The organism is Nonomuraea sp. SYSU D8015, assembly GCF_008065375.1.
Lineage (GTDB): Bacteria > Actinomycetota > Actinomycetes > Streptosporangiales > Streptosporangiaceae > Nonomuraea.
Genome location: NZ_VJYI01000015.1, coordinates 256619 through 278517, shown reverse-complemented (window position 1 = coordinate 278517; position 21899 = coordinate 256619). Strand labels below are relative to the sequence as shown.

20 protein-coding genes are annotated in these 21899 nt (G+C 72.0%); 8 read left to right on the top strand and 12 right to left on the bottom strand.

Features of this window, described 5'->3' with window-relative positions:
• Nucleotides 1-156 precede the first annotated feature (156 nt).
• From ID574_RS43340 to ID574_RS43325, 4 genes are all read right to left on the bottom strand, one after another.
• Nucleotides 157-405 carry a hypothetical protein gene (locus tag ID574_RS43340; protein ID WP_188194853.1) on the bottom strand — a complete coding sequence of 83 codons (249 nt, stop codon included), beginning with the start codon at nt 403-405 and terminating at the stop codon, nt 157-159.
• A 12-nt stretch (nt 406-417) separates the two neighbouring features.
• The gene (locus ID574_RS43335; protein ID WP_188194852.1) at nt 418-795 is read right to left on the bottom strand and encodes a hypothetical protein; all 378 of its coding nucleotides are present in this window, start codon (nt 793-795) and stop codon (nt 418-420) included.
• Between the two features lie 66 nt (nt 796-861).
• Nucleotides 862-1623: a hypothetical protein gene (locus tag ID574_RS43330; RefSeq protein ID WP_188194851.1), complete on the bottom strand. Its 762-nt coding sequence runs from the start codon at nt 1621-1623 to the stop codon at nt 862-864.
• Nucleotides 1620-2741, bottom strand: coding sequence for a helix-turn-helix domain-containing protein (locus ID574_RS43325; RefSeq protein WP_188194850.1), 1122 nt, complete (start codon nt 2739-2741; stop codon nt 1620-1622). The genes ID574_RS43330 and ID574_RS43325 overlap by 4 nt, the downstream gene beginning before the upstream one ends.
• A 460-nt stretch (nt 2742-3201) precedes the next feature.
• Between ID574_RS43325 and ID574_RS43320 the strand changes: the two genes are divergently transcribed.
• A complete protein-coding gene (locus ID574_RS43320) occupies nt 3202-4056 on the top strand; it encodes a phosphotransferase (protein ID WP_188194849.1) in 855 nt (284 codons plus the stop codon).
• A gap of 59 nt (nt 4057-4115) precedes the next feature.
• Nucleotides 4116-4370 carry a TFIIB-type zinc ribbon-containing protein gene (locus ID574_RS43315; protein ID WP_188194848.1) on the top strand — a complete coding sequence of 85 codons (255 nt, stop codon included), beginning with the start codon at nt 4116-4118 and terminating at the stop codon, nt 4368-4370.
• Here the strand turns inward: ID574_RS43315 and ID574_RS60705 are convergent.
• The 4 genes from ID574_RS60705 to ID574_RS43295 form a co-directional block, all read right to left on the bottom strand.
• Nucleotides 4313-4867 carry a cysteine hydrolase family protein gene (locus ID574_RS60705; protein ID WP_223167677.1) on the bottom strand — a complete coding sequence of 185 codons (555 nt, stop codon included), beginning with the start codon at nt 4865-4867 and terminating at the stop codon, nt 4313-4315. The two genes, ID574_RS43315 and ID574_RS60705, sit on opposite strands and share 58 nt — an antisense overlap.
• Before the next feature lie 61 nt (nt 4868-4928).
• The gene (locus ID574_RS43305) at nt 4929-5912 is read right to left on the bottom strand and encodes a hypothetical protein (protein WP_188194847.1); all 984 of its coding nucleotides are present in this window, start codon (nt 5910-5912) and stop codon (nt 4929-4931) included.
• A 76-nt stretch (nt 5913-5988) separates the two neighbouring features.
• Nucleotides 5989-7599 (bottom strand): ABC-F family ATP-binding cassette domain-containing protein, encoded by a 1611-nt coding sequence (locus ID574_RS43300; RefSeq protein WP_188194846.1) that lies wholly within the window; start codon nt 7597-7599, stop codon nt 5989-5991.
• 245 nt (nt 7600-7844) lie between these two features.
• Nucleotides 7845-8366, bottom strand: coding sequence for a CGNR zinc finger domain-containing protein (locus ID574_RS43295; RefSeq protein ID WP_188194845.1), 522 nt, complete (start codon nt 8364-8366; stop codon nt 7845-7847).
• A gap of 25 nt (nt 8367-8391) precedes the next feature.
• Here ID574_RS43295 and ID574_RS43290 point away from each other — a divergent pair, with 25 nt between their 5' ends.
• The 3 genes from ID574_RS43290 to ID574_RS43280 are packed head-to-tail and all read left to right on the top strand — an operon-like array spanning nt 8392 to nt 10792.
• Complete coding sequence (locus tag ID574_RS43290; RefSeq protein WP_188194844.1) at nt 8392-8559, top strand: hypothetical protein; 168 nt, start codon at nt 8392-8394, stop codon at nt 8557-8559.
• 50 nt (nt 8560-8609) lie between these two features.
• Nucleotides 8610-10367 (top strand): AMP-dependent synthetase/ligase, encoded by a 1758-nt coding sequence (locus ID574_RS43285; RefSeq protein ID WP_188194843.1) that lies wholly within the window; start codon nt 8610-8612, stop codon nt 10365-10367.
• Nucleotides 10368-10417: 50 nt separating this feature from the next.
• Nucleotides 10418-10792, top strand: coding sequence for an acyl-CoA thioesterase (locus ID574_RS43280; RefSeq protein ID WP_188194842.1), 375 nt, complete (start codon nt 10418-10420; stop codon nt 10790-10792).
• On the opposite strand, the gene ID574_RS43275 is transcribed toward ID574_RS43280, so the two are convergent.
• From ID574_RS43275 to ID574_RS43265, 3 genes are read right to left on the bottom strand one after another with little or no spacing between them, the layout of a single operon-like run.
• Nucleotides 10776-11840, bottom strand: coding sequence for an acyltransferase family protein (locus tag ID574_RS43275; protein ID WP_188194841.1), 1065 nt, complete (start codon nt 11838-11840; stop codon nt 10776-10778). The two genes, ID574_RS43280 and ID574_RS43275, sit on opposite strands and share 17 nt — an antisense overlap.
• Nucleotides 11837-12457: a TetR/AcrR family transcriptional regulator gene (locus ID574_RS43270; protein WP_188194840.1), complete on the bottom strand. Its 621-nt coding sequence runs from the start codon at nt 12455-12457 to the stop codon at nt 11837-11839. Before ID574_RS43270 ends, ID574_RS43275 begins: the two co-directional genes overlap by 4 nt.
• 49 nt (nt 12458-12506) lie before the next feature.
• A complete protein-coding gene (locus ID574_RS43265) occupies nt 12507-13454 on the bottom strand; it encodes an acyltransferase domain-containing protein (protein ID WP_223167676.1) in 948 nt (315 codons plus the stop codon).
• A gap of 103 nt (nt 13455-13557) precedes the next feature.
• Between ID574_RS43265 and ID574_RS60700 the strand changes: the two genes are divergently transcribed.
• Genes ID574_RS60700 through scpA form a run of 3 tightly spaced genes read left to right on the top strand, consistent with a single transcriptional unit; the run spans nt 13558 to nt 19370 of the window.
• The gene (locus ID574_RS60700; RefSeq protein WP_223167675.1) at nt 13558-15303 is read left to right on the top strand and encodes a peptidoglycan-binding protein; all 1746 of its coding nucleotides are present in this window, start codon (nt 13558-13560) and stop codon (nt 15301-15303) included.
• Nucleotides 15304-15363: 60 nt separating this feature from the next.
• A complete protein-coding gene (locus ID574_RS43250) occupies nt 15364-17217 on the top strand; it encodes a methylmalonyl-CoA mutase family protein (protein ID WP_188194839.1) in 1854 nt (617 codons plus the stop codon).
• Complete coding sequence (scpA, locus tag ID574_RS43245; protein ID WP_188194838.1) at nt 17214-19370, top strand: methylmalonyl-CoA mutase; 2157 nt, start codon at nt 17214-17216, stop codon at nt 19368-19370. The genes ID574_RS43250 and scpA overlap by 4 nt, the downstream gene beginning before the upstream one ends.
• Here scpA and ID574_RS43240 read toward each other — a convergent pair.
• Complete coding sequence (locus tag ID574_RS43240; protein WP_188194837.1) at nt 19348-21822, bottom strand: serine/threonine-protein kinase; 2475 nt, start codon at nt 21820-21822, stop codon at nt 19348-19350. The genes scpA and ID574_RS43240 overlap by 23 nt on opposite strands.
• Between the last annotated feature and the right edge of the window lie 77 nt (nt 21823-21899).

Sequence of the window (21899 nt, the reverse complement as noted above, 5' to 3'; positions counted from 1 at the left end):
TCTTCCGGCCGCACCGTATGATGATCGCGGCAGGGCTGATCGCCTGCCAGTGGTGGGCCAGATGGCTAGACGCTCGCCCGGTTCGCCTCCGGGGCCACACGAGGGGGACGGGCCGGTCCCCCTCGGCGCCCGGCGAGAGCCGACCGCGACACGACATCATTGGTACCCGATCCCTTCGTGCTTGGCCCGCAGCTCGAACAGGCTGACCGTCGTGGCCCCCGGCGGATCGACAGGCCGGTAGTCATGGCCGCCGCTGGCCAGCCATTCGGCGTACGCCGCCCGGTCCAGGCAGTACGGGCAGTCTGGCCGCTCGTCCTCCAGCGGATGCGTCTCGCAGTAGGCGTGAGCCGCCATGCGAGCGGCGAGTGCTTCGGCGGCCTGGGCCTTGCCGGGCTTCCTACTCATCGGGGTGCCTCATCACGGACGTTCTGGAATCGTCGGGACCACGGTCTGACCCGCCTCGTCCCACCACAGGTAGCCTCGCTCGGCCATCCACCGCATCTGCTTGACCTGCTCCTCGACGCTCACTCCCGCGCTGTCGGCCAGGAACGCCAAGGAAACGACGCTGTCCGGGCCGCCGAGCCGGAACGGCAGGTGCGCGGCCACCGCCCGAGCCTGCTCCGCGTCCTGGTCGTCGAGGTCGGCGTCGATGTGGTCGAACACCGTCCACGGCGCGACGGCCAGCATCTCACCACCGTCGGGCGGCAGCGTGCTGCGCGTGCGTTCCCGCCGTTCCTGCATGCGCTGCTCCAGGCGGGCGCGGCGGCCGGGCCTGCGGGGCTTCTTCTTGCTCATCATGCGCTCCTTCGTGATCGGTGGTTGGTGGTGGAGGGCAGCACGCCGATGACCCTGCGGCGTATCTCAGCCCACCACCCGCACGCCTGCTCGGGCGAGCATGTCCCGGTCGGTCTCCGGCATGGTCGCTCCGTCCTGGACGACCACGAGCTGGATGCCGCGCGTCGCCCACCAGGCCGTACCGAGCGACTGGCCCAGCGTGTGAGCCTCAGTCAGGAACAGCGGCAGCGCGGCGCACTCGGCCTCGGCGTGCACGACCCGCACCGCCTGCTCGTCCGTCAACTGCTTGGCCCCGTACTTTGCGGCAGGGACGCCGGCCAGGGTGGCGGCCAGCCATGTCCGGAACTCGTCGAGCGGTAGGGCCGTCACCAAGGTGGCGCGCGTGCCGTTGCGAGCGGCGGCCAGCCAGGTGTCTACTCTCGTGTCTCCGGTTGTGGCGGGTGTCGTCGCGTACGAGGCTTTGGTCGTGTGCTTGCACTGCGGTTGGCGCTGAGGGGCCTGAGCGGAAGCCGCAACCTTCTGCTCGGCTCGTGCTCGTGCTCTCGCCCGAGCCAGCGACACGGCACGACGCAACGCCTCCTCGGCCGCCTCGATGTCCTCTGGGCTCGGCTCGGCCATCGTCTCGGGTTCCGTCGCCCAGCGGGCCCGTGCCAAGGCGGTCTCCGCTTCCTGGTCGGCTCGTTTCCCCCTCCAGCTCTCGCCCGGCCGCCACTCACGGCGACGCCTGGCGGCCTCCTGCTCTCGCTCCTGCATCGCCCTGGCCGCCCGCGGCGACGACGATGCTAGCCACTCGCGGGCCAGCTCCGCCCACTGACGCGCGTCCGTCATGACGACCTCCTAGCCCGCCAGGCGGCGAGCATCGCCAGCTCGGCCGCCTCCTGTTCCCGGCGACGCCGCTCCAACGCCGCTCGCACCGCCCGATACTCGGCTGGTGGCTCGGCGGCTGGGGCCGCGAGCGGCGCCACGGTCTCGAGACGTGCCGCCGCGGTGATGTGCTCGACAGCCGGGCGAGGCGTGAGCACGTGGCCGGCCGCCCGCGCCATCGTCTCCCACTCTTGCCGCCGCGCCTCCTGTGCCGCGCGACGGGCCGCGTCCGCCGCCGCGCGCCGCTGCGACGGTAGCGGCAGCACCTGCCCGTCCGGGCCGATCCACGCCGATAGCCGATGCCGCACCCAGCCCGCCGGGTGCCGGATCTCGCTCGTGCTCGACCACGTGTACGTCCAGTGGCTGTCGTCCTCGCGCACGTCAAGACCATGCAGCACGTCGGCGACGGTCGCCCCCGCGTCGAAGAGGATTTTGAGCAGCCATCGCAGATACCAGGCCGACATCCTACGTAGCACCGGCGACTCCAGGCGGAGCCGTTCACAGGCTGCTAGTCGATCTCGTTTGGTCCGTGGCGTGGCGTGCAGTCCCCATGTCGGCGAAATACGGGGATGATCATGGGAGCGGCGGCGTGTCTCGCGCGTGCGCGTGGGATCAACTCTGTGTCTCTCAGGGAGAGACACAGAGGGGGGTTCACTTATCTGTTCCTGCTGGTCAGCGGCGCAACCTTGATCTTGATCACGGTTGTCGCGGAGGCGATCACGGCGTGTCCGGCGCGGCACGCACAGCACCCACACGGCGGCGCGGTTGCCGAACCCGTCGTCATCCAGGCCCGCGTTCGTGCCTTTGCGGTAGCGAACGGTGGAGCCTTGCTCGACGACGCCGAGCCAGCCGCGTTCGCGCAGCCACCGCACCCACCGCTTCACGGTCGGCTTGGACAGGCCAGACTGTTCGACCAGCCACGCGATGGTGGGACGGGAGCACTTGGTCTCCCAGTTCATGCGCCGGGCGATGAGGGTGCAGATCAGTACGAGGTTTGCGTAGCCGTCACTGCGCAACCCCAGGACCTCCGCGTCCTCCTTGAGGGCGCGGAGGAAGGCTTTCTGCGAGTCGGCCCGGCGCATGCGGCGCGGCACCGCGGCGGCGATGAGCGCCCGCGACAGCGTTCCGACGAGGTCGGGCAGGCCCGAGACGGCGGTACCTCGCCGCCAGGTGGTTCGGGGAGTGCTCGGGCGGTTGGATGGTTGGTGCGCGCCTGCCGGACGTACAGCGTGCAGGCGTGTATGCGGGCCCGCCCCCACAGACGCGGCGCACCCTATTGGGCCGCGCTGGGGCTGTCGTGGGCGGCCCGTGTAGGCCGCCGCCGTCATGGTGCCACGGCTGGGGACGCCGGTGTCACGGGCAGCAAGATCATTCCGCCCGTATTCCGCAGCCAGCGGCACCCGCAGGCATCGACCGGCACACGATGGCACATGCCGAACGCGGACGGGCCGCCGTTACCGCAGGTATGGCCAGGGGTTTGGCTAGGTCCGGCGATTGCGTCCGGCGGCGTGCACCCCCAACACCGGCGAATAGTCTGTACGAGTGGGTCTGGAGGAGAAGCTGGCGGGCATAGCCGCCGCGTACGGCGGATCGGGCGAGCCCAGGCTGCATCCGACCCGCACGGACGTCGTGGTGTTACGCATGGGCGAGGTCGTGGTCAAGGCCCACTCCGCCCGCGACGACGCGGAGGCGCTGCGCGTCCGGCTGCGGGCCGCCGCCTCGGCCGCCGTCAGCGGCGTCATGCTGGCCCCGCTCGAGCCCGAGGTGCTGACGGCCGCCGGCCGCGCCGTCACGGTGTGGCCCGCCGGCCGCCCCGTCGCGCAGGACGACCCCGGCTCGGCGCCGTGGGAGGAGGGGGCCAGGCTGCTGGCCGCGCTGCACGCCGTCCCTCTCACGCTGCTGCCGCCGCTGCCCGCCGCCGGCGGCCCGGCGCGCGCCGCCCGCGCGGTGGGGCGCATGACCGGCGACGGGCCGGTCGAGCAGCTCATCAGGCGGGTGTTCAAGGAGCTGCCCGCGTCGGCGCCCGCGCCGGGGCTGCTCACGCACGGCGACTGGCACCTCGGCCAGCTCGTGCACCGCGACCGGTGGCTGCTCATCGACGTCGACGACCTGGGCGTCGGCGACCCGGCATGGGATCTGGCCAGACCGGCCGCCTGGTACGCCGCCGGGCTGCTGGAGCCGGCCGTCTGGGAGCGGTTCCTGGGCGCGTACCTCGCCTCCGGCGGGCCCGCGCTCGGGCAGGGGGACGACCCGTGGCGGCGGCTCGACGTGCCGGCCAGGGCGCTCACCGTCCAGCTGGCCGCGGTGGCCGTGGTCAACGCCGAGCGCGAGGGCCGGGAACTGGACGAGGTCGAACATTCGTTGGTCGAATCGTGCAACAGAATCGTCAGAGCGTGACGTGGTTGCGCGCGGTAGGTTTCATCCTGGAGACCTCGAAGCCAAGGAGAGCGACTTAGATGCAGTGCCCTAAGTGCCGCGGCAACATGCGGACCTATGAGCGCAACGGCGTCCACATCGAACAGTGCGACAACTGCCGTGGGATCTTCCTGGACTACGGCGAGCTGGAGACGCTGACCAGGATGGAGTCGCAGTACCACGCGGCTCCCCCGCCGCCGCCCGCCCCCGGCCCGTCCTGGGGCGCGCCGCACGGTGGCTACCACCACGGCCACCACCGGCAGCGCAGCTGGGTGGGCATGCTGTTCTCGACCTGATCGTCGCCGGGCCGCGCACCGAGGAGGGATGCGCGGCCCTTCCCCGTCCCTAAGACCTTCACCGAAGTCCTCCCCGTCCTACGCCGCCAGTGTGAGTGAGGACTTCGAGGGACCTCCGCCGCAGTCCTCCCCTCCATCGCGTCTCGTGCCGCATCGGCGTCATCTCCGACGGCGGCCTCGGCGATCGCCGGCCGTCGCCTGGCCCGGTCCGGCGACGTGGCCCCGGCCAGCCGCATCGCCGGCCGGGCAATATCACGCAGCAGATCCGGCATGGACGTCACCGTTTCGGCGCCTCCCCGCGTCACGGCCACCATCGCGCTCGTGGCCGCACCGGTCACCGCCAGCGGGCGCACGCCCCGGGCGCGGAGAACCATGTCGAGGTCGGTTCCCGTGAAGGCGCTCGTCCGTCGCTTGGTCACCACCACGTCGCCGTCCGGAATCGTGAACGCCGGATGGAGCCCGGTCCCGGGCGGCGTGCAGCGCGAAGACCAGCGCATTGCCCGGCGCGAGTGCCGTCCGAGAGCTCAAGGGCGATGAGGCAGGCGACCGCGGGGCTCGTCAGCCGGGGAAGTCGTCCGGGTCCACCGGGGAGGTGGGGGTGTTGCCGCCGGCGATCGCGTGGAGGGTGATCCGCCAGTCGTGCCAGCGGATCTGCGTCGCGGTGAACGTGGTCTTGAACTTCACCGGCTTCTCGAACCGCTCGAAGCTGCACTCCCGCGTGAACGCCTTGCTCTTGCCGTCCCAGTCCACCCCGTGCGTGAAGTAGATCTTGTAGTTGCCGTCCCGCACACCCCGGACCTTGAACTTCGCCTTCTTCCGCACGTACACGCTGAACGCCTTGCTGCCGCCCCGCATCACGGTCACCACCGCGTCGCGCGGGGCCCCGTTGTCGATCTCCAGCGAGCTGCGCCCGTTGAGCGTGCCCCTGCGGATGAACGAGCCGTTGCTCAGCCGCCTGGTCTGCTTCTTGCCCGCCTTCACGTCCACGACGTCGGCCGGGTAGTCGCCGGCGCTCTGCAGGGCCTCGCCGGCCTTGTCGAGCGCGGCCAGCTTGTCGTCGAGATCGATGAGCACGGCCGAGGGCGTGCACAGGTCCCGCGCGCCGACCTTGCCCTCCGTGGTGCTCAGCGCCGAGGCGAAGTCCCGCAGGCTGGTGACGTACGCCTCGTGCTGGGTGCGTACGGTGTCGGGCGGGCTGAGCTCGGACAACGCGTCGGCGGCCCCGCTCAGCGCCTCCTCGGCCCGGGTCACCCGCTGGTCCAGCGCTTTGACCCCGCGCGCGCCCGCCATGGCGCTGATCACGTCGGTCATGGCCTTGTGCCTGCTGTCGAGCTCGGACTTGTACGCCTCGGGTGTCAGCGCGGCCGCGCTCGGGCTGCTGGACGGCGCGCCGCCGTTGCCCGAGGGCGCCGCGCCCTTGCCGCCGGCGATGCCGCTGACCCTCGGCTCGCCGCCTTCCGGCGTCGGAACGGGTGAGGAACAGGCGCTGAGCGTGAGTGCCGCCAGAGCGAGAACACACGAGATCAACCGGGGTGCAGCCACCTGCCACACTATCGCCCGGTTGCTCCCCGCCCGTCAATCGCGCCCGTCAATCGGGCCCCTCTCTGCGGCCCGTCGATCATGATTCCGTCAGCCCCTCCTCTCGGTCCTGCCGCAGCCGGCGGGTGATGCCGATCATCTCCAGGAACGGCAGGTCGTGGCTGGCCACGATGAGCGCTCCCCGGTACGCGGACAGCGCCTGCGCGAGCTGCCGCACGCTGGGCATGTCCAGGTTGTTGGTCGGCTCGTCGAGCAGGAGCAGCTGGGGCGGCGGCTCCGCCGACAGCAGCGCGGCCAGGGTGGCGCGGAAGCGCTCCCCGCCCGACAGCGTGCCGACGGTCTGGTTGACCCGCTCCCCACGGAACAGGAAGCGCGCCAGGCGGGCCCGTACGTCGTTGACCGAGGCGGAGGGCGCCACGGCCCGCACGTTGTCCGCCACGCTGAGCGCGTCGTCCAGCAGGTCGAGCCGCTGCGGCAGGTAGCGGACCGGCACGTGGGCGCCGTGCTCGACGATCCGCTTGAGCAGCGTGGTCTTGCCGGAGCCGTTCGGGCCGGTCAGCGCGATGCGCTCGGGACCGCGGACGACGAGCGTCTCCAGCGGCTTCGCCCGCGGGGCCTCGTCCTCCGCGTCCGCGTCCCAGGGGGTGCAGGGCGGGTCGAGCGGGAGGGTCAGGACCGTGCGGCCGGCCGGGACCTCGGTGCCCGGCAGCTCGATGCGGATCTCCGCGTCGTCGCGCACGGCCTGCTCGGCCTCGGTGAGCCGCTCACGCGCCTCCTCCAGCTTCTCCTGGTGCAGGGCGCGCTGTTTGCCGGCGGTCACCTGGGCCTTCCGTTTGAGGCCGTTCGCGACGATCTTCGGCGCCTTGTTGTTCGCGGCCGCCTTCTTGCCGGCCCGGATGTTCCTGTCGATCCTGATCCTGGCCTCGATCAGCTCGCGCTGCTGCCGTCTCACCTCGCCCTCGGCGGTGCGGATCATGCGGTGGGCGGCCTCCTGCTCGGCCGCCACCTGCTCCTCGAAGGCGGAGAGGTTGCCCCCGTACATGCGCACGACGCCCTCGCGCAGCTCGGCGACCTGGTCGACGAGTTCGAGCAGCATACGGTCGTGGCTGACCACCACCAGCACGCCCTGCCAGGCGGACACGGCGGCGTAGAGCCGCTCGCGGGCGTCGAGGTCGAGGTTGTTGGTGGGCTCGTCGAGCAGCAGCACGTCGGGCCGTTTCAGCAGCTGGGCGGCGAGCGCGACCATGATGGTCTCGCCGCCGGACAGCGTGCCGACCGTGCGGTCCAGCCCGATGTGGGCCAGGCCGAGCCGGTCGAGCTCGGCCCGGGCGCGCTCCTCGACGTCCCAGTCGTCCCCGATCGAGGCGAAGTGCTCCTCGGCGACGTCGCCGCTCTCGATGGCGTGCAACGCGGCCCGCTTCCCGCTGATCTCCAGCAGGTCGGAGACGGTACGGGCGGCGGCGAGCGGCACGTTCTGCGGCAGGTATCCGACCTCGCCGGAGACGGAGACCGACCCGGACCGCGGAGCCAGCTCACGGGCGATGATCTTCAGCAGGGTGGACTTGCCCGACCCGTTGACCCCGATGAGGCCGGTGCGGCCGGCGGGGAAGGCGGCGTCGAGCCCGTCGAGCACCGTGGTGCCGTCCGGCCAGGCGAAGGAGACGTGGTCGACGACAATGGAAAAAGACATAAGGCGGCTCCCATCACAAAAATCAAAATTTCGTGACTTGGCGGGAATCACCGCAAACGCGCGCTACGCACCAGGAACTCGACAGCCGAGTCCGCGACAGAGGGCGAGGAGGTCGCCAGAGGTCCAGGTGTGCGCGCGTGCCCACGACAGGGCGGAACGGCGCGGTGCCCGCGACCTCAGATCCTCAAATCAACTGCCCTCACGGCTCGGGGATGAGACGCTCGCCAGGTTATGCGACGTGCCGATCACCTGGCAACCCGGCGCGCCCGGTGCGCGGCCACGTTGACCCGGTTCGCGCAGGCCAGCGAGCAGAACCGGCGCCGCCCGTTGCGCGAGGTGTCGACGTAGACGGTTTCGCACCCGTCCCGGTCGCACCGGCCGAGGCGGCCTCCGCCGGCGAACGACATGCACATGGCCAGGCCGCCGGCGGTGGTGTCCTTGGCCCTGGAGACGATGTCGGCGTGCGGGGAGTAGAAGTGCAGGTGCGGCTCACGGCCGTCGTGGGCGCTGATGTACGGCTTCGAGGCGGTGACGTCGAGCAGGTCGTTGACCAGCTTGATCTGCACCTCCTGGTCCGTCTCGCCGAACACCGGGGCGAGCCGGCGCGCCCAGGCCCGCAGCTCGCCGGCCTGCTCGGCGGTGACGGCGGTGCGCAGCAGCCGGTGCTCGGTGAGCATCGCCTCGACCGCCGGCGCGCTGAAGTCGGTCGCGTTGACCAGCGCCGCCGCGAGGGCCGCCCCGTTGCCGCCGTAAGCATTGAAATGCATAAGGCCATTACAGCAGGTTGGAACCATGCATTCCAGACATCTGCACGACCCGCTCGCTCTGACCGTCGTCTCCTCGCACCGCACCTCCGAAGGCCTGGTCTCCTACCTGCGCTGCGCGTGCGGCGCGTGGGAGGTGCGCACCCTGGGGATGGTCGCCACGGTCCGGGTGCGCCCGGCCGTAACCATCGACTGACGCGGTCCCGACGTCCTAAAGTCTGGTCAACACTTCCCAGGAGGCCAGGCATGTCGAGCATTCCCGCCCTGCTACGCGACCGGATCGCGGCCACCCCAGACGCCGAGGCGTATCGAGTGCCCTCCGACGGCGGCTGGGAGTCGATCTCATGGCGGGAGGTGGGCGAACGGGTGCGCGGGCTGGCGCTGGGCATGGCGAAGCTGGGCGCGGGACCGGGCAAACGGGTGTCCATCCTGTGCTCCACCCGGCTCGAATGGATCCTCACCGACCTGGCCGTGCTGGCGACGGGCGCGGCCACGACCACGATCTATCCGTCCAACACGGCCGCCGAGTCGGCGTTCGTCATCAACGACTCCGGCAGCACGATCGTCATCGCCGAGAACGACGACCAGGTCGCCAAGATCAGGTCCGTGCAGAAAGAACTTCCCGACGTCACACACGTGATCGTCATCGACGGCTCGCCGAGCGACGACGGCTGGGTGATCACGCTCGACTCGCTGCCCGCCGAGGAGGGCGACTATGACGCGATGGTCGACTCCATCGCCCAGGACGACCTGGCCACGCTCATCTACACCTCCGGCACCACCGGCCGGCCCAAGGGCGTGGAGCTCACCCACGACAACTGGCTCTACGTCGCCGAAGCGGTGCGCAGGCTCGACCTGATCTCCCCCGCCGACCTGCACTTCCTGTGGCTGCCGCTGTCGCACTCGTTCGGGAAGCTGCTCGAGGTCGTGATGATCGACATCGGCGTGCCGACGGCGATCGACGGCCGCCTCGACAAGATCGCCGAGAACCTCGGCGTGGTCAAGCCGACGTTCATGGGCGCCGCGCCGCGTATCTTCGAGAAGATCCACAACACGGTCGTCGCCACGGTCCAGCGCGAGGGCGGCCTGAAGCTGAAGATCTTCAACTGGGCGCGCGAGACCGGCATCAGGGTCAGCAGGGCCCGCCAGCGGGGCGCGGCGATCCCGCTCACCACCCGCATCGAATACGCCCTGGCCGACCGCCTGGTCTTCGCCAAGCTCCGCGAACGGTTCGGCGGCCGGATCCGCTTCTTCGTCTCCGGCGCCGCCCCGCTGTCCCTGGAGATGGCCGAGTTCTTCGACGCGGCCGGCCTGCCGATCCTCGAGGGCTACGGCCTGACCGAGACGTCGGCGGGCAACTTCTTCAACCTGCCGGAGTCGATGAAGTTCGGCACGGTGGGCCCGCCGCTACCAGGGACCGAGGTCCGCATCGCCGAGGACGGCGAGGTCCTCATCCGCGGGCGCGGCATCATGCGCGGCTACCACAACCTGCCGGAGGAGACGGCGGCGGCGCTGGAGGACGGCTGGCTGCACACGGGCGACATCGGCGAGGTGGACGAGGCGGGGCGGCTGCGCATCACCGACCGCAAGAAGGAGCTGATCAAGACCTCGGGCGGCAAGTACGTCGCGCCGACGTACCTGGAGGCGCGCATCAAGGCGGCCTGCCCGTACCTGTCGCACGTGTTCGTGCACGGCGACCGGCGCAACTACGTCACGGCGCTGGTCACGCTGGACATGGACGTGGCCAGACCGTGGGCGCAGGCCGAGGGCCTGCCGGAGGACCCGCGCGAGCTGAGCGCGCACCCGCGCATGCGTGAGGAGGTCCAGAAGGCGATCGACCAGGTCAACGCGGGCGAGGCCGGCTACGCCACGGTCAAGAAGTTCGCGATCCTGGCCGACGACTTCGCCGTGGAGACGGGCGAGCTGACGGCCAGCCTCAAGATCAAGCGCAAGGCGGTCGAGGAACGCTACGGCGAGACGCTGGACTCCTTCTACGAGGGCTGACGCGGCCCCGCGTCGGCGCCGGGCTGGAGGCGTACCGTAGGGTCCCTGGCGTGATCTCGCATCTTCCGGTACGCCCCCGCCACTGCGACGCCCAGGCCATGATGCACGCCACCCGCTACTACGAGTTCTTCGAGGACGCCTTCCTCGACTGGCTCGGCGCCAGGGGCGGCTACGAGCGGCTCCGGCAGGAGGGTGCCGACCTGGTGGTCAAGGTCAGCGGCTGCGAGCACCACTCCCCCGCCCGCCTCGGCGACGTGCTGGCCGTGGAGAGCGCGCCCGCCCGGGTCGGGAGCACCTCGATCACGATGACGTTCACGATGCGGCGCGGCGGCGACGAGCTGGTGGCCGTCGGGACGATCACGTACGTGTGCGTCCGCGACGGCCGCGCCGCTCCCCTGCCGGCGATGCTCACAGCACCCGCCTAGCGCCTGGCAGCAGGCGCACCAGGTAGGCGATCCACCAGCACAGCGGCAGCGCGAGCACCAGCATGACGGCGAACTTGACGATCGCGATCGCGGGCAGCCAGCGCAGCGCCCAGCCGAGGCCGACCAGCGCGAGCGGGTGGATGATGTAGACCGTGAAGGCGTGGTCGGACAGGAATTTCCCGCGCGGCCCCTGACGGTTGAACCGCTCCCTGAACCACACGGTCAGCCCGATGATCATGCCGACCGCGAAGACCGACTCCCACAGGGCGGTCAGCGCCGAGGACAGCGTCCCGGTGGTCGTGAACGCCGGCACCAGGAGCACCGCGCTCGACGCACCGGCCGTGACGAAGCCCAGCCACGAGGCCCGCGCCGGCAACGTCTCGAACCAGCCGCGTCTGAAGGCCACGCAGCCGAGCGCGAACATGGCGGCGTACTGCGGCAGGAAGTTGGGCGTCGGCAGCCCGAGCACCGGCACGTAGGTGCCGGTGGGCACGGGGACGCGCCACAGGAACGTGGCCGCCGCCAACCCCGCCGTGAACAACGCGATCCCCTTGAAGGTGAGCGGCGCCGGGCGCTGGTCGAGCGGCGCGCGCAGGCTCCGCCAGCCCGCGTACGCCAGCGCGAAGGCGATGAGCACCTCGGCGAACCACATCGGCCCCGGGTCCCACGAGACCAGGTAGTACTGCCAGTACGGCATCCCGTCGCGCCCGCCGAAGGTGATGAGCGGCCGCAGCAGCAGGATGAAGACCAGCAGGGGGATGCCGAGCCGCACCAGCCGGTCGCGCAGGAACGCGCGGGCGCCCTTGCGGTCGTAGGAGCCGGGGGTGAAGAACCCGGAGATGAGGAAGAAGAACCCCATGAAGAACGCCTGGTTGAACACCGCGAAGATGTCGAGCGCGATGCCCGACGGGTCCTTGGCGGGCTCCAGGTAGTACCAGAGCGGGATGTTGCCGTAGGTGATGGCGACGTGGTGGGCGACGACCAGCGCGGTGAGGGCGGTGCGCAGGTTGTCTAATGCGTAGAGCCTGGTGGTGGTCTCGGTCTTCATTTTGCGCACGCCCTTTCGAGGAGGTCGGCCAGCTCGCGCGCATGCGCGTCGAGGTCGTGGTCGGGGTGGGCCATCCAGTAGGCGAACATGGTGTCGACGGCCGCGGAGTGGGTGACGGCCATGACCCGCGGGTCGAACTGCCGGAATTCGCCGGTCTCCTGGCCGAGGCGGTAGATCCGCTCCAGTGACAGATAGATCTCCTCGCTGGACTCGATTCCGTACCGGGGTCGTCCGTCGGGGGCGCGGAAGTTGTAGAAGATCTCCCCCAGCGCCTTGATCTGGGTGCGGTGGCCGCGCATGTGCTCGGCGACGGACATGACGTGCGTCCTGAGCAGCTGGGTGGCCGACTCCAGGCCCGCCATCTTGGCCAGCACGTGTTCGGCGATGGCCCCGTAGGTGCGCTCGACGACCTCGGTCATGAGCTCGTCCTTGCCGGCGAAGTGGTAGGAGATCACGCCCTTGCTGATGCCGGCGTGCTGGGCGATCCGTGCAAGGGACGCCTGGTGGAACCCGACCTCGGCGATCACCTCCACGGCGGAGGCCACGATCTGGGACCGCCGGGCCTCCTCGATGAAGGAGCGGGCCTTCTGTCCGCTCGGCTCATTTTCTGACCGCATGGCCAAAACCTAGCCCATACGGCTAGAACGTGCGCGGCGGTGACGGGTGTCAGAAGGGGAGCCAGCCGGTCCGGCCGTACCAGGTGCCGCCGGCCGCCAGGTGGTCGGCGACGGCCCGCTCCAGCCGCGTGCGGCGGGGCAGCCGGGCGGGGTCGGCGGCGTCGCGGCCGTACACGAACTCGAGCATGCCGGAGTCGTCGAGCCGGTGGAGGAGGCGGAAACGCCGCTGGAAGGCCATGATGTTGGAGTCGGCGGGCAGGTAGCGGGCCAGTTGCTCGTCGAGCAGCCACGACCCGCAGGTCATGACGGGGTGGCGCTCGTCCGGGAAGTGGCGCGGGAAGAAGGCCCTGGCCCGCTCGAACGACGCGTCGCACGCCGCGGGCGTCAGCGGGCCCAGGAAGTCGGGGACGTGCACCCCCAGCGCCGCGTCGCCGGGCGCGGCCGGCAGCCCGGCCCCGCGGATCGCCTCCGCCGTCCTCCGGCCCAGCCGGCACCGGTTGAACTGGAGCCGCCCCAGCTGGTAGAGGACGCCGCGGGCGTGCAGCATGAACCAGTGGGGCGCGTGCAGGCCGCCGGTGCCGTGGCGCTTGCGGTGCACGGCCATGTTGCGTCCCAGGTCGGTGAACGTCGCCCAGGACACCTCCTCCGGGACGCCCAGCTCGCGGTGGTGACGCCGGGTGTGCGGCAGCGTGGCGAGGAAGACGTGCACGTAGAAGTACGGCCCCAGCTCGGGCAGCGGCTGGAACGGCGGCGGGCCGTCGAGGCCGCCCATCGTGGACACCAGGGAGTGCGCGCACCGCTCGGCCAGCCACCACTGCGGGCCGCCCGGCTCGGGGCGGGTGGCGATGACGGCGTTGACGTCCTCGTGCGGGACGGCCAGCCGGAGCAGCTCCGACGGCAGATCGTCGGGGAAGGCGAGGTCGAGGCCGCCCAGGGATTCGAGGTGCGCGAGCCACTCGGGGTGGTCGCGCAGCAGCGCCTTCGCGTCCATCATCATCAGCCTATTACGCCTGAATGACCTGAAATCTTGAATCTCGGGACCTGGTCGCATTGGCATTGTTACGCTCAGTCGTCATGTACTAGACCCCCCGGAGAGCACCGTGGCCATTGATCTGGTATTGCGGCGGGATTGGCAGGCGCGTGCGCCACGTGGCAGCTACACGCAGCTCGACTCCACCAGGGGGGTGAAGGTGCATTACACGGGCGGCAGGGTGGCCCCCGGCATCGTGGACGACCACGAGGAGTGCGTCGCGCTGGTCCGGTCGATCCAGGGCTACCACATGGACGCCAACGGCTGGATCGACATCGGCTACTGCGTGGACGAGGAGACGGAGATCCTGACCCGGGAGGGCTGGAAGTCGTATCGCGAGTTACGCACCGGGGACCTGGCGCTCACGCTCGATCACGAGAGCGGGCTGTCGGAATGGCAGCCGGTGCTGGAGGTGTGCGTCTTTCCGGCGCGCCCCCGCGAAATGGTGCGGATCGAGGGGCCGCACCACTCGTCGCTCACCACGCCCCACCACCGCTGGCCCGTCGAACGCCGGCGCACGCGAATGCGGTGGCGGAGAGGAGCCGGCGCGGGGAAGGCTCCACGTGTCGTCGCCGGCTTCGAGCGTTCATGGGTGACCACGGAGACGTTGGGGCTCGGGGACCGGATCCCGCTCGCGGCGCCCTGCGCGGACCTGCCCGTGGAAGCGAAATGGTCGGACGCCTTCGTCGAGCTCGTGGCGTGGTTATGGGCGGACGGCCGCGCCGGAGCCGCCGGCCCCGCGGTGTGCCGGTCCCTGGAGAAGCCGGTTCATGTCGCCCGGATCCGCGCCGCGCTCACGTCGGTCTTCGGCCCTCCCGCTCCTGACGGGGTGTCCCCCTGGCGTGAGGTCGCCGACCGGCGGCTCGTCGAGTTCCGGCTGTCCGCCGACGCGGGCAGGCGGCTGAGCGAGGTGGCCCCCGGCCTCGATTTCTTGCTCTCGCTGACGAGGGCGCAGTTGTCCCTGTTCGTCGAGACCTCGCTCGCGAGCCGCGGGGACACGCCGGTGTGGCAGGATCGGGCGGCGGCTGAGGCGTTCATGTTCGCCGTCCTGCTGACCGGGGCCTCGGCCTCGCTGCGTCGCCTGCCTTCGACGCCCGCCTGGCAGGTGGACGTCACGGGGCGGCAGCATTTCTCGCCCGGCACTGCCGCGATCAGCCGGGAGACCTATCACGGTGAGATCTGGTGCCCTCGTACCGGGAACCGGAGCTGGATGGCGCGGCGGGCGGGCAGCGTCTATTTCACCGGCAACTCGTACATCGCCTGTCCACACCGCAAGGTCTTCGAGGGGCGCGGGCTGCACCACCTGCCCGCCGCCAACGGCCCCGGGCTCAACGCCGGCCACTACGCCGTGCTCGGGCTGGTCGGCAACGCGGGGCTCGTGCAGCCGCCCGACGGGCTGCTGCACGGGATCCTCGACGCGGTCCAGTACGTCCGCGACCGCGGCCACGCCGGCAGGGAGATCAAGGGGCACCGGGACGGATACGCCACCGACTGCCCCGGCGAGCCCCTCTACGCCTGGGTGCGGCGGGGCGCGCCGCGGCCGGGAGGGAGCGCGCCTCCTCCGCCGCGTCCCGTCGCGCCGCCCTTCCCGGGGCGGCTGCTGAAGTACCCGCCGGTGATGCGCGGCGAGGACGTGCGCACGTGGCAGCGGCAGATGCGGGCGCGGGGCTGGGACGTGGCCGTGGACGGCGCGTACGGCGCCGAGTCGCGGGACGTGTGCCGCCGGTTCCAGCGTGAGCAGGGCGTCGCGGACGACGGGATCGTGGGGCCGGTCACGTGGCGGCTGGCCTGGGAGGCCCCCGTCTCGGCGAGATGATCCGCTCTGGTACGGCCCCGGGGTTACCGGGCAGCCGGAGCTCCGCCTACTATCCGAACCATGGAACTGGCAGCGGGGTTCGCGCCCACGACCCGGGACGACTGGCGGGCGCTGGCGGTGGAGGTCCTGCGCAAGTCGGGGATCGAGGCGGGCTCACCGGAGGAGGCGCTGGGCGTCGCCACCTACGACGGGCTGACGGTCGCGCCCCTCTACGACCTGGACGATCTGCCCGGTGATCCGGGGCTGCCCGGGGCGCCGCCTTACGTCCGCGGGTCGAGGGCCGTCTCCGGCTGGGACGTGCGGCAGCGGCACGCCGTAGCGGACCCGGAGGCGGTGCTGGCCGATCTGGAGAACGGGGTCACCTCGCTGTGGCTGGTCGTCGGGGACGACGCGATCCCGGTCGGCGCGCTGGAGACGGTGCTGAAGGACGTCTACCTCGACCTGGCCCCGGTCGTGCTGGAGGCCGGCGCGTCGGCGCGGGAGGCCGCCGAGGCGCTGTTCGGGCTGGCCGCGGCGCGGGGCGTCGCGCCGCGCGGCAACCTGGGGGCTTCTGGCGCCGTGGGGGTGGAGCTGGCGCTGCGGTGCGCGGCCGAGTTCCCCGGGCTGCGGGCCGTCACCGTGGACGCCACGCCCTTCCACGACGCGGGTGGGAGCGACGCCGAGGAGCTGGGATGTTCTCTGGCGCGGGGCGTCGCGGAGGTGCGGGCGCTCACCGGCGCCGGGCTCTCAGTTGAACAAGCGCTAGGGCAGATCGAGTTCCGGTACGCCGCCACCGCCGACCAGTTCGCCACCATCTGCAAGCTGCGGGCCGCCCGGCGGATGTGGGCCAGGGTCGCCGAGGTGTGCGGCGCGGCCGCGCACGGGGGTCAGCGGCAGCACGCGGTGACCAGCGCGGCCATGATGACGGCCCGCGATCCCTGGGTCAACATGCTGCGTACCACCCTGGCCTGCTTCGCCGCCGGCGTGGGCGGGGCGGAGGCGGTGACCGTGCGGCCGTTCGACGCCTGCCTCGGGCTGCCGGACGCGTTCTCGCGCCGGATCGCCCGCAACACGCAGTCGTTGCTGCTGGAGGAGGCGGGGGTCGGGCGCGTGGTCGATCCGGCGGGCGGCTCCTGGTACGTCGAGCGCCGGACCGCCGAGCTGGCGGAGCGGGCGTGGGCCTGGTTCCAGGAGATCGAGGCCGCCGGAGGCGCGGACGCGGCCGCCGGGCTGGTGTCCGAGCGGATCGCCGCCACCCGCGCGCGCCGCGCCGAGGACATCGCCCACCGCCGCTTCCCGATCACCGGCGTCAGCGAGTTCCCTGACATCAACGAGACCCCCCTCCGCCGCACCGCCCCCGCCGGGAACGTGGGCGCGGGCACGCCGCCAACCGGCGAACCGTCGGCGCCGGTGCCTGATGCGGTCGCGCAACCACCCGCCTCCGCCGCTCCCCCGCCCGCCGCCGAGCCGGCTGCGGGCGCCGGCGCGTCGCCGGTCGGCGGGTTGCCGAAGGTGCGTTACGCCGAGGAGTTCGAGGCCCTGCGCGATCTCGCCGACGCCCAGCCGGAGCGTCCCAAGGTGTTCCTGGCCACCATCGGCCCCGTCGCCGCTCACACGGCGCGGGCGTCGTTCGCCGCGAACCTGTTCCAGTCCGGCGGCCTGGCCACCGAAACCGCCGGACCGGGGGCCGACCCCGAGCAGATCGCCACCGCGTTCGCCGTCAGCGGCGCGCGGGTCGCCTGCCTGTGCTCCAGCGACAAGCTGTACGCCCAGCACGCCGCCGCCGTGGCCACCGCGCTGCGGAGAGCCGGGGCGAAGAGGGTGTGGCTGGCGGGGAAGGGAGAGTACGACGGCGTGGACGCCACTCTCCACGCGGGCTGCGACGCGCTCCACGTGCTCCGCACGACCTTCGACGACCTGGAGGTGACCCGATGATCCCCGACTTCTCCGGCGTCCCGCTGGGCGGCCTGCCGAAGGAGGCGGAGGAGGCGCCGCCCGCGCACGAGGGCGAGATCTGGGAGACGCCCGAGGGCATCGGCGTCAAGCCGCTGTACACGGCCCAGGACCTCGAGGGGCTCGACTTCCTGCGCACGTATCCGGGCGCGGCGCCGTACCTGCGCGGCCCGTACCCCACCATGTACGTCAACCAGCCCTGGACGATCCGCCAGTACGCCGGCTTCTCCACGGCCGAGGACTCCAACGCCTTCTACCGCCGCAACCTCGCCGCCGGGCAGAAGGGCCTGTCGGTGGCCTTCGACCTGGCCACCCACCGCGGCTACGACTCCGACCACCCGCGCGTGGCCGGCGACGTCGGCATGGCCGGGGTGGCGATCGACTCGATCTACGACATGCGGCAGCTGTTCGACGGCATCCCGCTCGACAAGATGTCGGTGTCGATGACCATGAACGGCGCCGTGCTGCCCGTGCTGGCGCTGTACATCGTGGCCGCCGAGGAGCAGGGTGTCGCGCCGGAGCAGCTCGCCGGGACCATCCAGAACGACATCCTCAAGGAGTTCATGGTCCGCAACACCTACATCTATCCGCCGGCGCCGTCGATGCGGATCATCTCCGACATCTTCGCCTACACCAGCGAGAAGATGCCGAAGTTCAACTCGATCAGCATCTCGGGCTACCACATCCAGGAGGCCGGGGCGACCTGCGACCTGGAGCTGGCCTACACGCTGGCCGACGGCGTCGAATACCTGCGGGCCGGGGTCGCGGCCGGGATGGACGCGGACAGGTTCGCGCCGCGGTTGTCGTTCTTCTGGTGCATCGGCATGAACTTCTTCATGGAGGTCGCCAAGCTGCGCGCCGCCCGCCTGCTGTGGGCCAAGCTGGTCGAAGGGTTCGGGGCGGAGAACCCCAAGTCGCTGAGCCTGCGTACGCACAGCCAGACCTCCGGCTGGTCGCTGACCGCCCAGGACGTGTTCAACAACGTCGTACGGACGTGCGTCGAGGCCATGGCCGCCACTCAGGGCCACACCCAGTCGCTGCACACCAACGCCCTCGACGAGGCGCTCGCCCTGCCCACCGACTTCTCCGCGCGCATCGCCCGCAACACCCAGCTCCTCCTCCAGCAGGAGTCGGGCACCACCCGCCCCATCGACCCGTGGGGCGGCTCCTACTACGTCGAGCGCCTCACCCACGACCTCGCCGAACGCGCCTGGGCCCACATCCAGGAGGTCGAGGCCGCCGGCGGCATGGCCAAGGCCATCGAAGCCGGGCTGCCCAAGCTCCGCATCGAGGAGGCCGCGGCCCGCACCCAGGCCCGCATCGACTCCGGGCGGCAGCCGGTGATCGGCGTCAACAAGTACCGCGCCGAGAGCGACGAGGCCATCGAGGTGCTCAAGGTCGACAACAGCGCGGTGCGCGCCCAGCAGCTCGACAAGCTGGCGCGCCTGCGGGCCGAACGCGACGACGAGGCGGTCCGGCAGGCCCTCGACGCGCTCACCAAGGCGGCCGCGAACCCCGCGCCCGGGCTGGAGAACAACCTGCTCAAGCTCGCCGTGGACGCCGCCCGCGCCAAGGCCACGGTGGGCGAGATCTCCGACGCGCTCGAGAAGGTGTTCGGCCGGCACGCCGAGCAGGTCCGTACCATCTCAGGGGTGTATCGCGACGAGTCGGGCCCGGCCGCCGGCATCGAGCGCGTCCGCGAGGCCTGCGCGGACTTCGCGCGGGCCGAGGGGCGCCGCCCGCGCATCCTGGTGGCCAAGATGGGGCAGGACGGCCACGACCGCGGCCAGAAGGTGATCGCCACGGCCTTCGCCGACCTGGGCTTCGACGTGGACGTCGGCCCGCTGTTCCAGACGCCGGAGGAGGTCGCCAGGCAGGCGGTCGAGGCCGACGTGCACATCGTCGGCGTCTCGTCGCTGGCGGCCGGGCACCTCACGCTGGTGCCGGCGCTGCGCCAGGCTCTGGCCGACCTCGACGCCGCCGACATCATGATCGTCGTGGGCGGCGTCATCCCGCCCGGCGACCACGACGAGCTGCGGGCCGCGGGCGCGGCCGCGATCTTCCCGCCGGGCACCGTGATCGCCGACGCCGCGCTCGACCTCCTGGAGGAGCTCAGACGTCGTCACACAGCGTGACGTCGATGGACCGCTGGATGGGCACGGGGGCGGTGATCCGCAAGGTGACGCGGTGGGTCGCGCCTGGGGTTGTGAGGTTGCGCGGCGCGGTCAGATAGCGCCGGCCGTTCTCCGCGATGATCGTCGAGGAGCGGCCCACGGGCGTGCCGTCGATGAGCCAGGTGTACCTCAACGTCAGCGGGCCGCCCGTCCGCGTCACCAGCGCCTGCAGCGTCACCTCGCCACCCGCCCAGCAGTCGCCGTTCCGCGTCCCGCCGGGGCGCAGGTAGACGACCCTGAGCCGGCCGGTCGCGGCGGTCGGGGTGGTGCCGTCGGTCGGGACGGTGCTGGGCGTGCCCTCGGTCTGCGGGGTCGGTCTCGCGGTACGGGTCCGCTGGGGGCGCGGCGTCCTGGAGGAGGTGGGGGCGGCCGCGGAGGTGGGCGCTCCGGTGTCGGCGGCCGCGTTGTCGGCCTTGGGCGTGGGGGTCGTGGGCGTGAGCCACACGATGGCGGCGGCCAGGGCCAGCACGGACACGCCGGAGACGCCCGCGATCAGCACGGTCTTGACCCGCCTGCGGGCCGGTCGCTTCGCCGGCGTCTTGCCGCCGGTGCCCGGTGTGCCCGCGACGAGGATGTCGACGAGCTGCGAATGCCGCACCGGCGGCCCGCCGCGGCCCGGCTCCTCATCGGCGGGCGCTCCTTCGCCGGCGCCCGGCCGGCCGTCCGCGGACGGGTGCCCGGGGGTGGCGTGGTGCTCGGCCGTCGGGTGGTGGCCGGCCTGGCCCGGGTACACGGCGGCCGAGGGCGTTTCCACCGGAGCCGCCAGCGGGAACGCGCCCTGGCGCGGCCCGGACGGCCGGCGCGCCCCTTCGCCGTGATAGGCGGCATGGGCGTCCGCCGGGTCGTGGTGAAAGGCCCGGCCCGTGTCCGCCGCGCCGTGGTGCGACGCCGCACCCGCGTGCGGGCCGAAATCATGCGCCCCGCCGTCACGCCACGCCGGGCCCGCGTGCGGGGCGTGGTCTCGCGACGCGCCGGGGTGCGCGGCGGGGATCGTGTCCCCGCCCGTGCCGTGCGGCGGCCCCGGCGGCGTCGCGGGATCCGCATGCCCGCCGAAGGCCGTTGCGTCGCCGCGGCGGTGCGCGGCCGAGGAGGACCCGGCGTCGCCGGGGTACGCGGCCGGCGAGGACCCGGCATCACGATGGAAGGCCGCCGGGAAGGAGGCGGTGTCGCGATCGAAGGCGCGGAAGGCCGGTGCGGCGTCCCGGTCCTGGGCGGCCGAGGCGGGTGTGGCGTTGCGGCCTTGCGCGCCCGCGGTCGGCGCGGCGCCGGGGTCGTGCGGGCCCTCGGTCGGACCGGCGATGTGGTCCAGCGTGCCCGCGGTGGGGCTGACATGATCGTACGTGCCCGCGGTCGGGCTGACGTGATCGAGCGTGCCGGCGGTCGGGCTGACGTGATCGAGCGTGCCCGCCGTCGGGCTGACCACGTGACCGAACGTGCCCGCGGTCGGGCTGGCGATGTGATCGAGCGTGCCCGCGGTCGGGCTGACGGCGTGATCGGGGGTGCCCGAGGCTGGGGCGACGCGGCGGTCGAGTGTGGGGGCGGGGCCGCGGTCGGGAGCGGCCGGGGTCGCGTACGCGTCGTCGGGCAGGCGGGACGGAACCGCGCGCGAGGGCCGCGTCTGCTGCGGTCGCTCGCCGCCGAGCAGCCGCAGCAGCACGTCCCGCATCGTGGGACGGGCGCCGGGGTCCTTGATCAGGCAGGCGGTCACGACCTCGCGCAACGGCCGCGGCACACCGTCGATGCGCGGCTTCTCCCTCAGGATCCGCTCGATGACCGCGGGCGGCGAGTCGTCCCCGAACGGCGGCATCCCCGTGGCGGCGTACACGAGCACCGAACCCCACGCGAACACGTCGGCAGGCGCCCCCGCCGCCTTCCCCGCGACCTGCTCCGGCGCCAGGTACGCGGGCGTGCCCACGACGGCGCCGGTCGCGCTCGCCCCCGGCCCGGCGAACGCCCGGGCGATCCCGTAGTCGACGACCCGCGCCCCGTCGGGCCCGAGCAGCACGTTCGCCGGCTTGAGGTTCAGGTGCAGGACGCCGGCCTGGTGCAGGGCGTCCAGCGCGGTGGCCGTCGCCACGGCGAGCCGCTGCAGCTCAGCCCCGCCGACCCGGCCCGCCTCCTGCAGCGAGGGCCCGTCCACGTACTCGGCGACGATGTACGGCCTGTCGCCGGTCGACGCGTCGAGCACCTCCGCGAGGCAGAACGGCTCCACCCTCCGCGCGGCGGCGATCTCCCTGGCGAGGCGGTCGCTCCCGGCCAGCTCCTCGCGCAGCACCTTGACGGCGACGGGTGTGCCGTTGCGGGCCTGACCGAGGTAGACGACACCGTGGCCGCCCGCGCCGAGCCGCCCGACCAGCCGGTACGGGCCCACCGCTGCCGGGTCCCCCTCGCGCAGGGATTCGACGTTGGGCATGAGGGGAGTGACTCCTGTGACGGCTGAGAAGAGAACTCCAGCACCCTACGGCAAATGTCAAGACTTGTCAGAAGTTA

Bases quoted from the DNA above. Each gene is read 5' to 3' on its own strand.
- ID574_RS43340 (WP_188194853.1), bottom strand. From the start codon at position 405: ATGAGTAGGAAGCCCGGCAAGGCCCAGGCCGCCGAAGCACTCGCCGCT.
- ID574_RS43335 (WP_188194852.1), bottom strand. From the start codon at position 795: ATGAGCAAGAAGAAGCCCCGCAGGCCCGGCCGCCGCGCCCGCCTGGAG.
- ID574_RS43330 (WP_188194851.1), bottom strand. From the start codon at position 1,623: ATGACGGACGCGCGTCAGTGGGCGGAGCTGGCCCGCGAGTGGCTAGCA.
- ID574_RS43325 (WP_188194850.1), bottom strand. From the start codon at position 2,741: ATGCGCCGGGCCGACTCGCAGAAAGCCTTCCTCCGCGCCCTCAAGGAG.
- ID574_RS43315 (WP_188194848.1), top strand. From the start codon at position 4,116: ATGCAGTGCCCTAAGTGCCGCGGCAACATGCGGACCTATGAGCGCAAC.
- ID574_RS60705 (WP_223167677.1), bottom strand. From the start codon at position 4,867: ATGCGCTGGTCTTCGCGCTGCACGCCGCCCGGGACCGGGCTCCATCCG.
- ID574_RS43300 (WP_188194846.1), bottom strand. From the start codon at position 7,599: ATGTCTTTTTCCATTGTCGTCGACCACGTCTCCTTCGCCTGGCCGGAC.
- ID574_RS43295 (WP_188194845.1), bottom strand. From the start codon at position 8,366: ATGCATTTCAATGCTTACGGCGGCAACGGGGCGGCCCTCGCGGCGGCG.
- ID574_RS43290 (WP_188194844.1), top strand. From the start codon at position 8,392: ATGCATTCCAGACATCTGCACGACCCGCTCGCTCTGACCGTCGTCTCC.
- ID574_RS43285 (WP_188194843.1), top strand. From the start codon at position 8,610: ATGTCGAGCATTCCCGCCCTGCTACGCGACCGGATCGCGGCCACCCCA.
- ID574_RS43275 (WP_188194841.1), bottom strand. From the start codon at position 11,840: ATGAAGACCGAGACCACCACCAGGCTCTACGCATTAGACAACCTGCGC.
- ID574_RS43270 (WP_188194840.1), bottom strand. From the start codon at position 12,457: ATGCGGTCAGAAAATGAGCCGAGCGGACAGAAGGCCCGCTCCTTCATC.
- ID574_RS43265 (WP_223167676.1), bottom strand. From the start codon at position 13,454: ATGATGATGGACGCGAAGGCGCTGCTGCGCGACCACCCCGAGTGGCTC.
- ID574_RS43250 (WP_188194839.1), top strand. From the start codon at position 15,364: ATGGAACTGGCAGCGGGGTTCGCGCCCACGACCCGGGACGACTGGCGG.
- scpA (WP_188194838.1), top strand. From the start codon at position 17,214: ATGATCCCCGACTTCTCCGGCGTCCCGCTGGGCGGCCTGCCGAAGGAG.
- ID574_RS43240 (WP_188194837.1), bottom strand. From the start codon at position 21,822: ATGCCCAACGTCGAATCCCTGCGCGAGGGGGACCCGGCAGCGGTGGGC.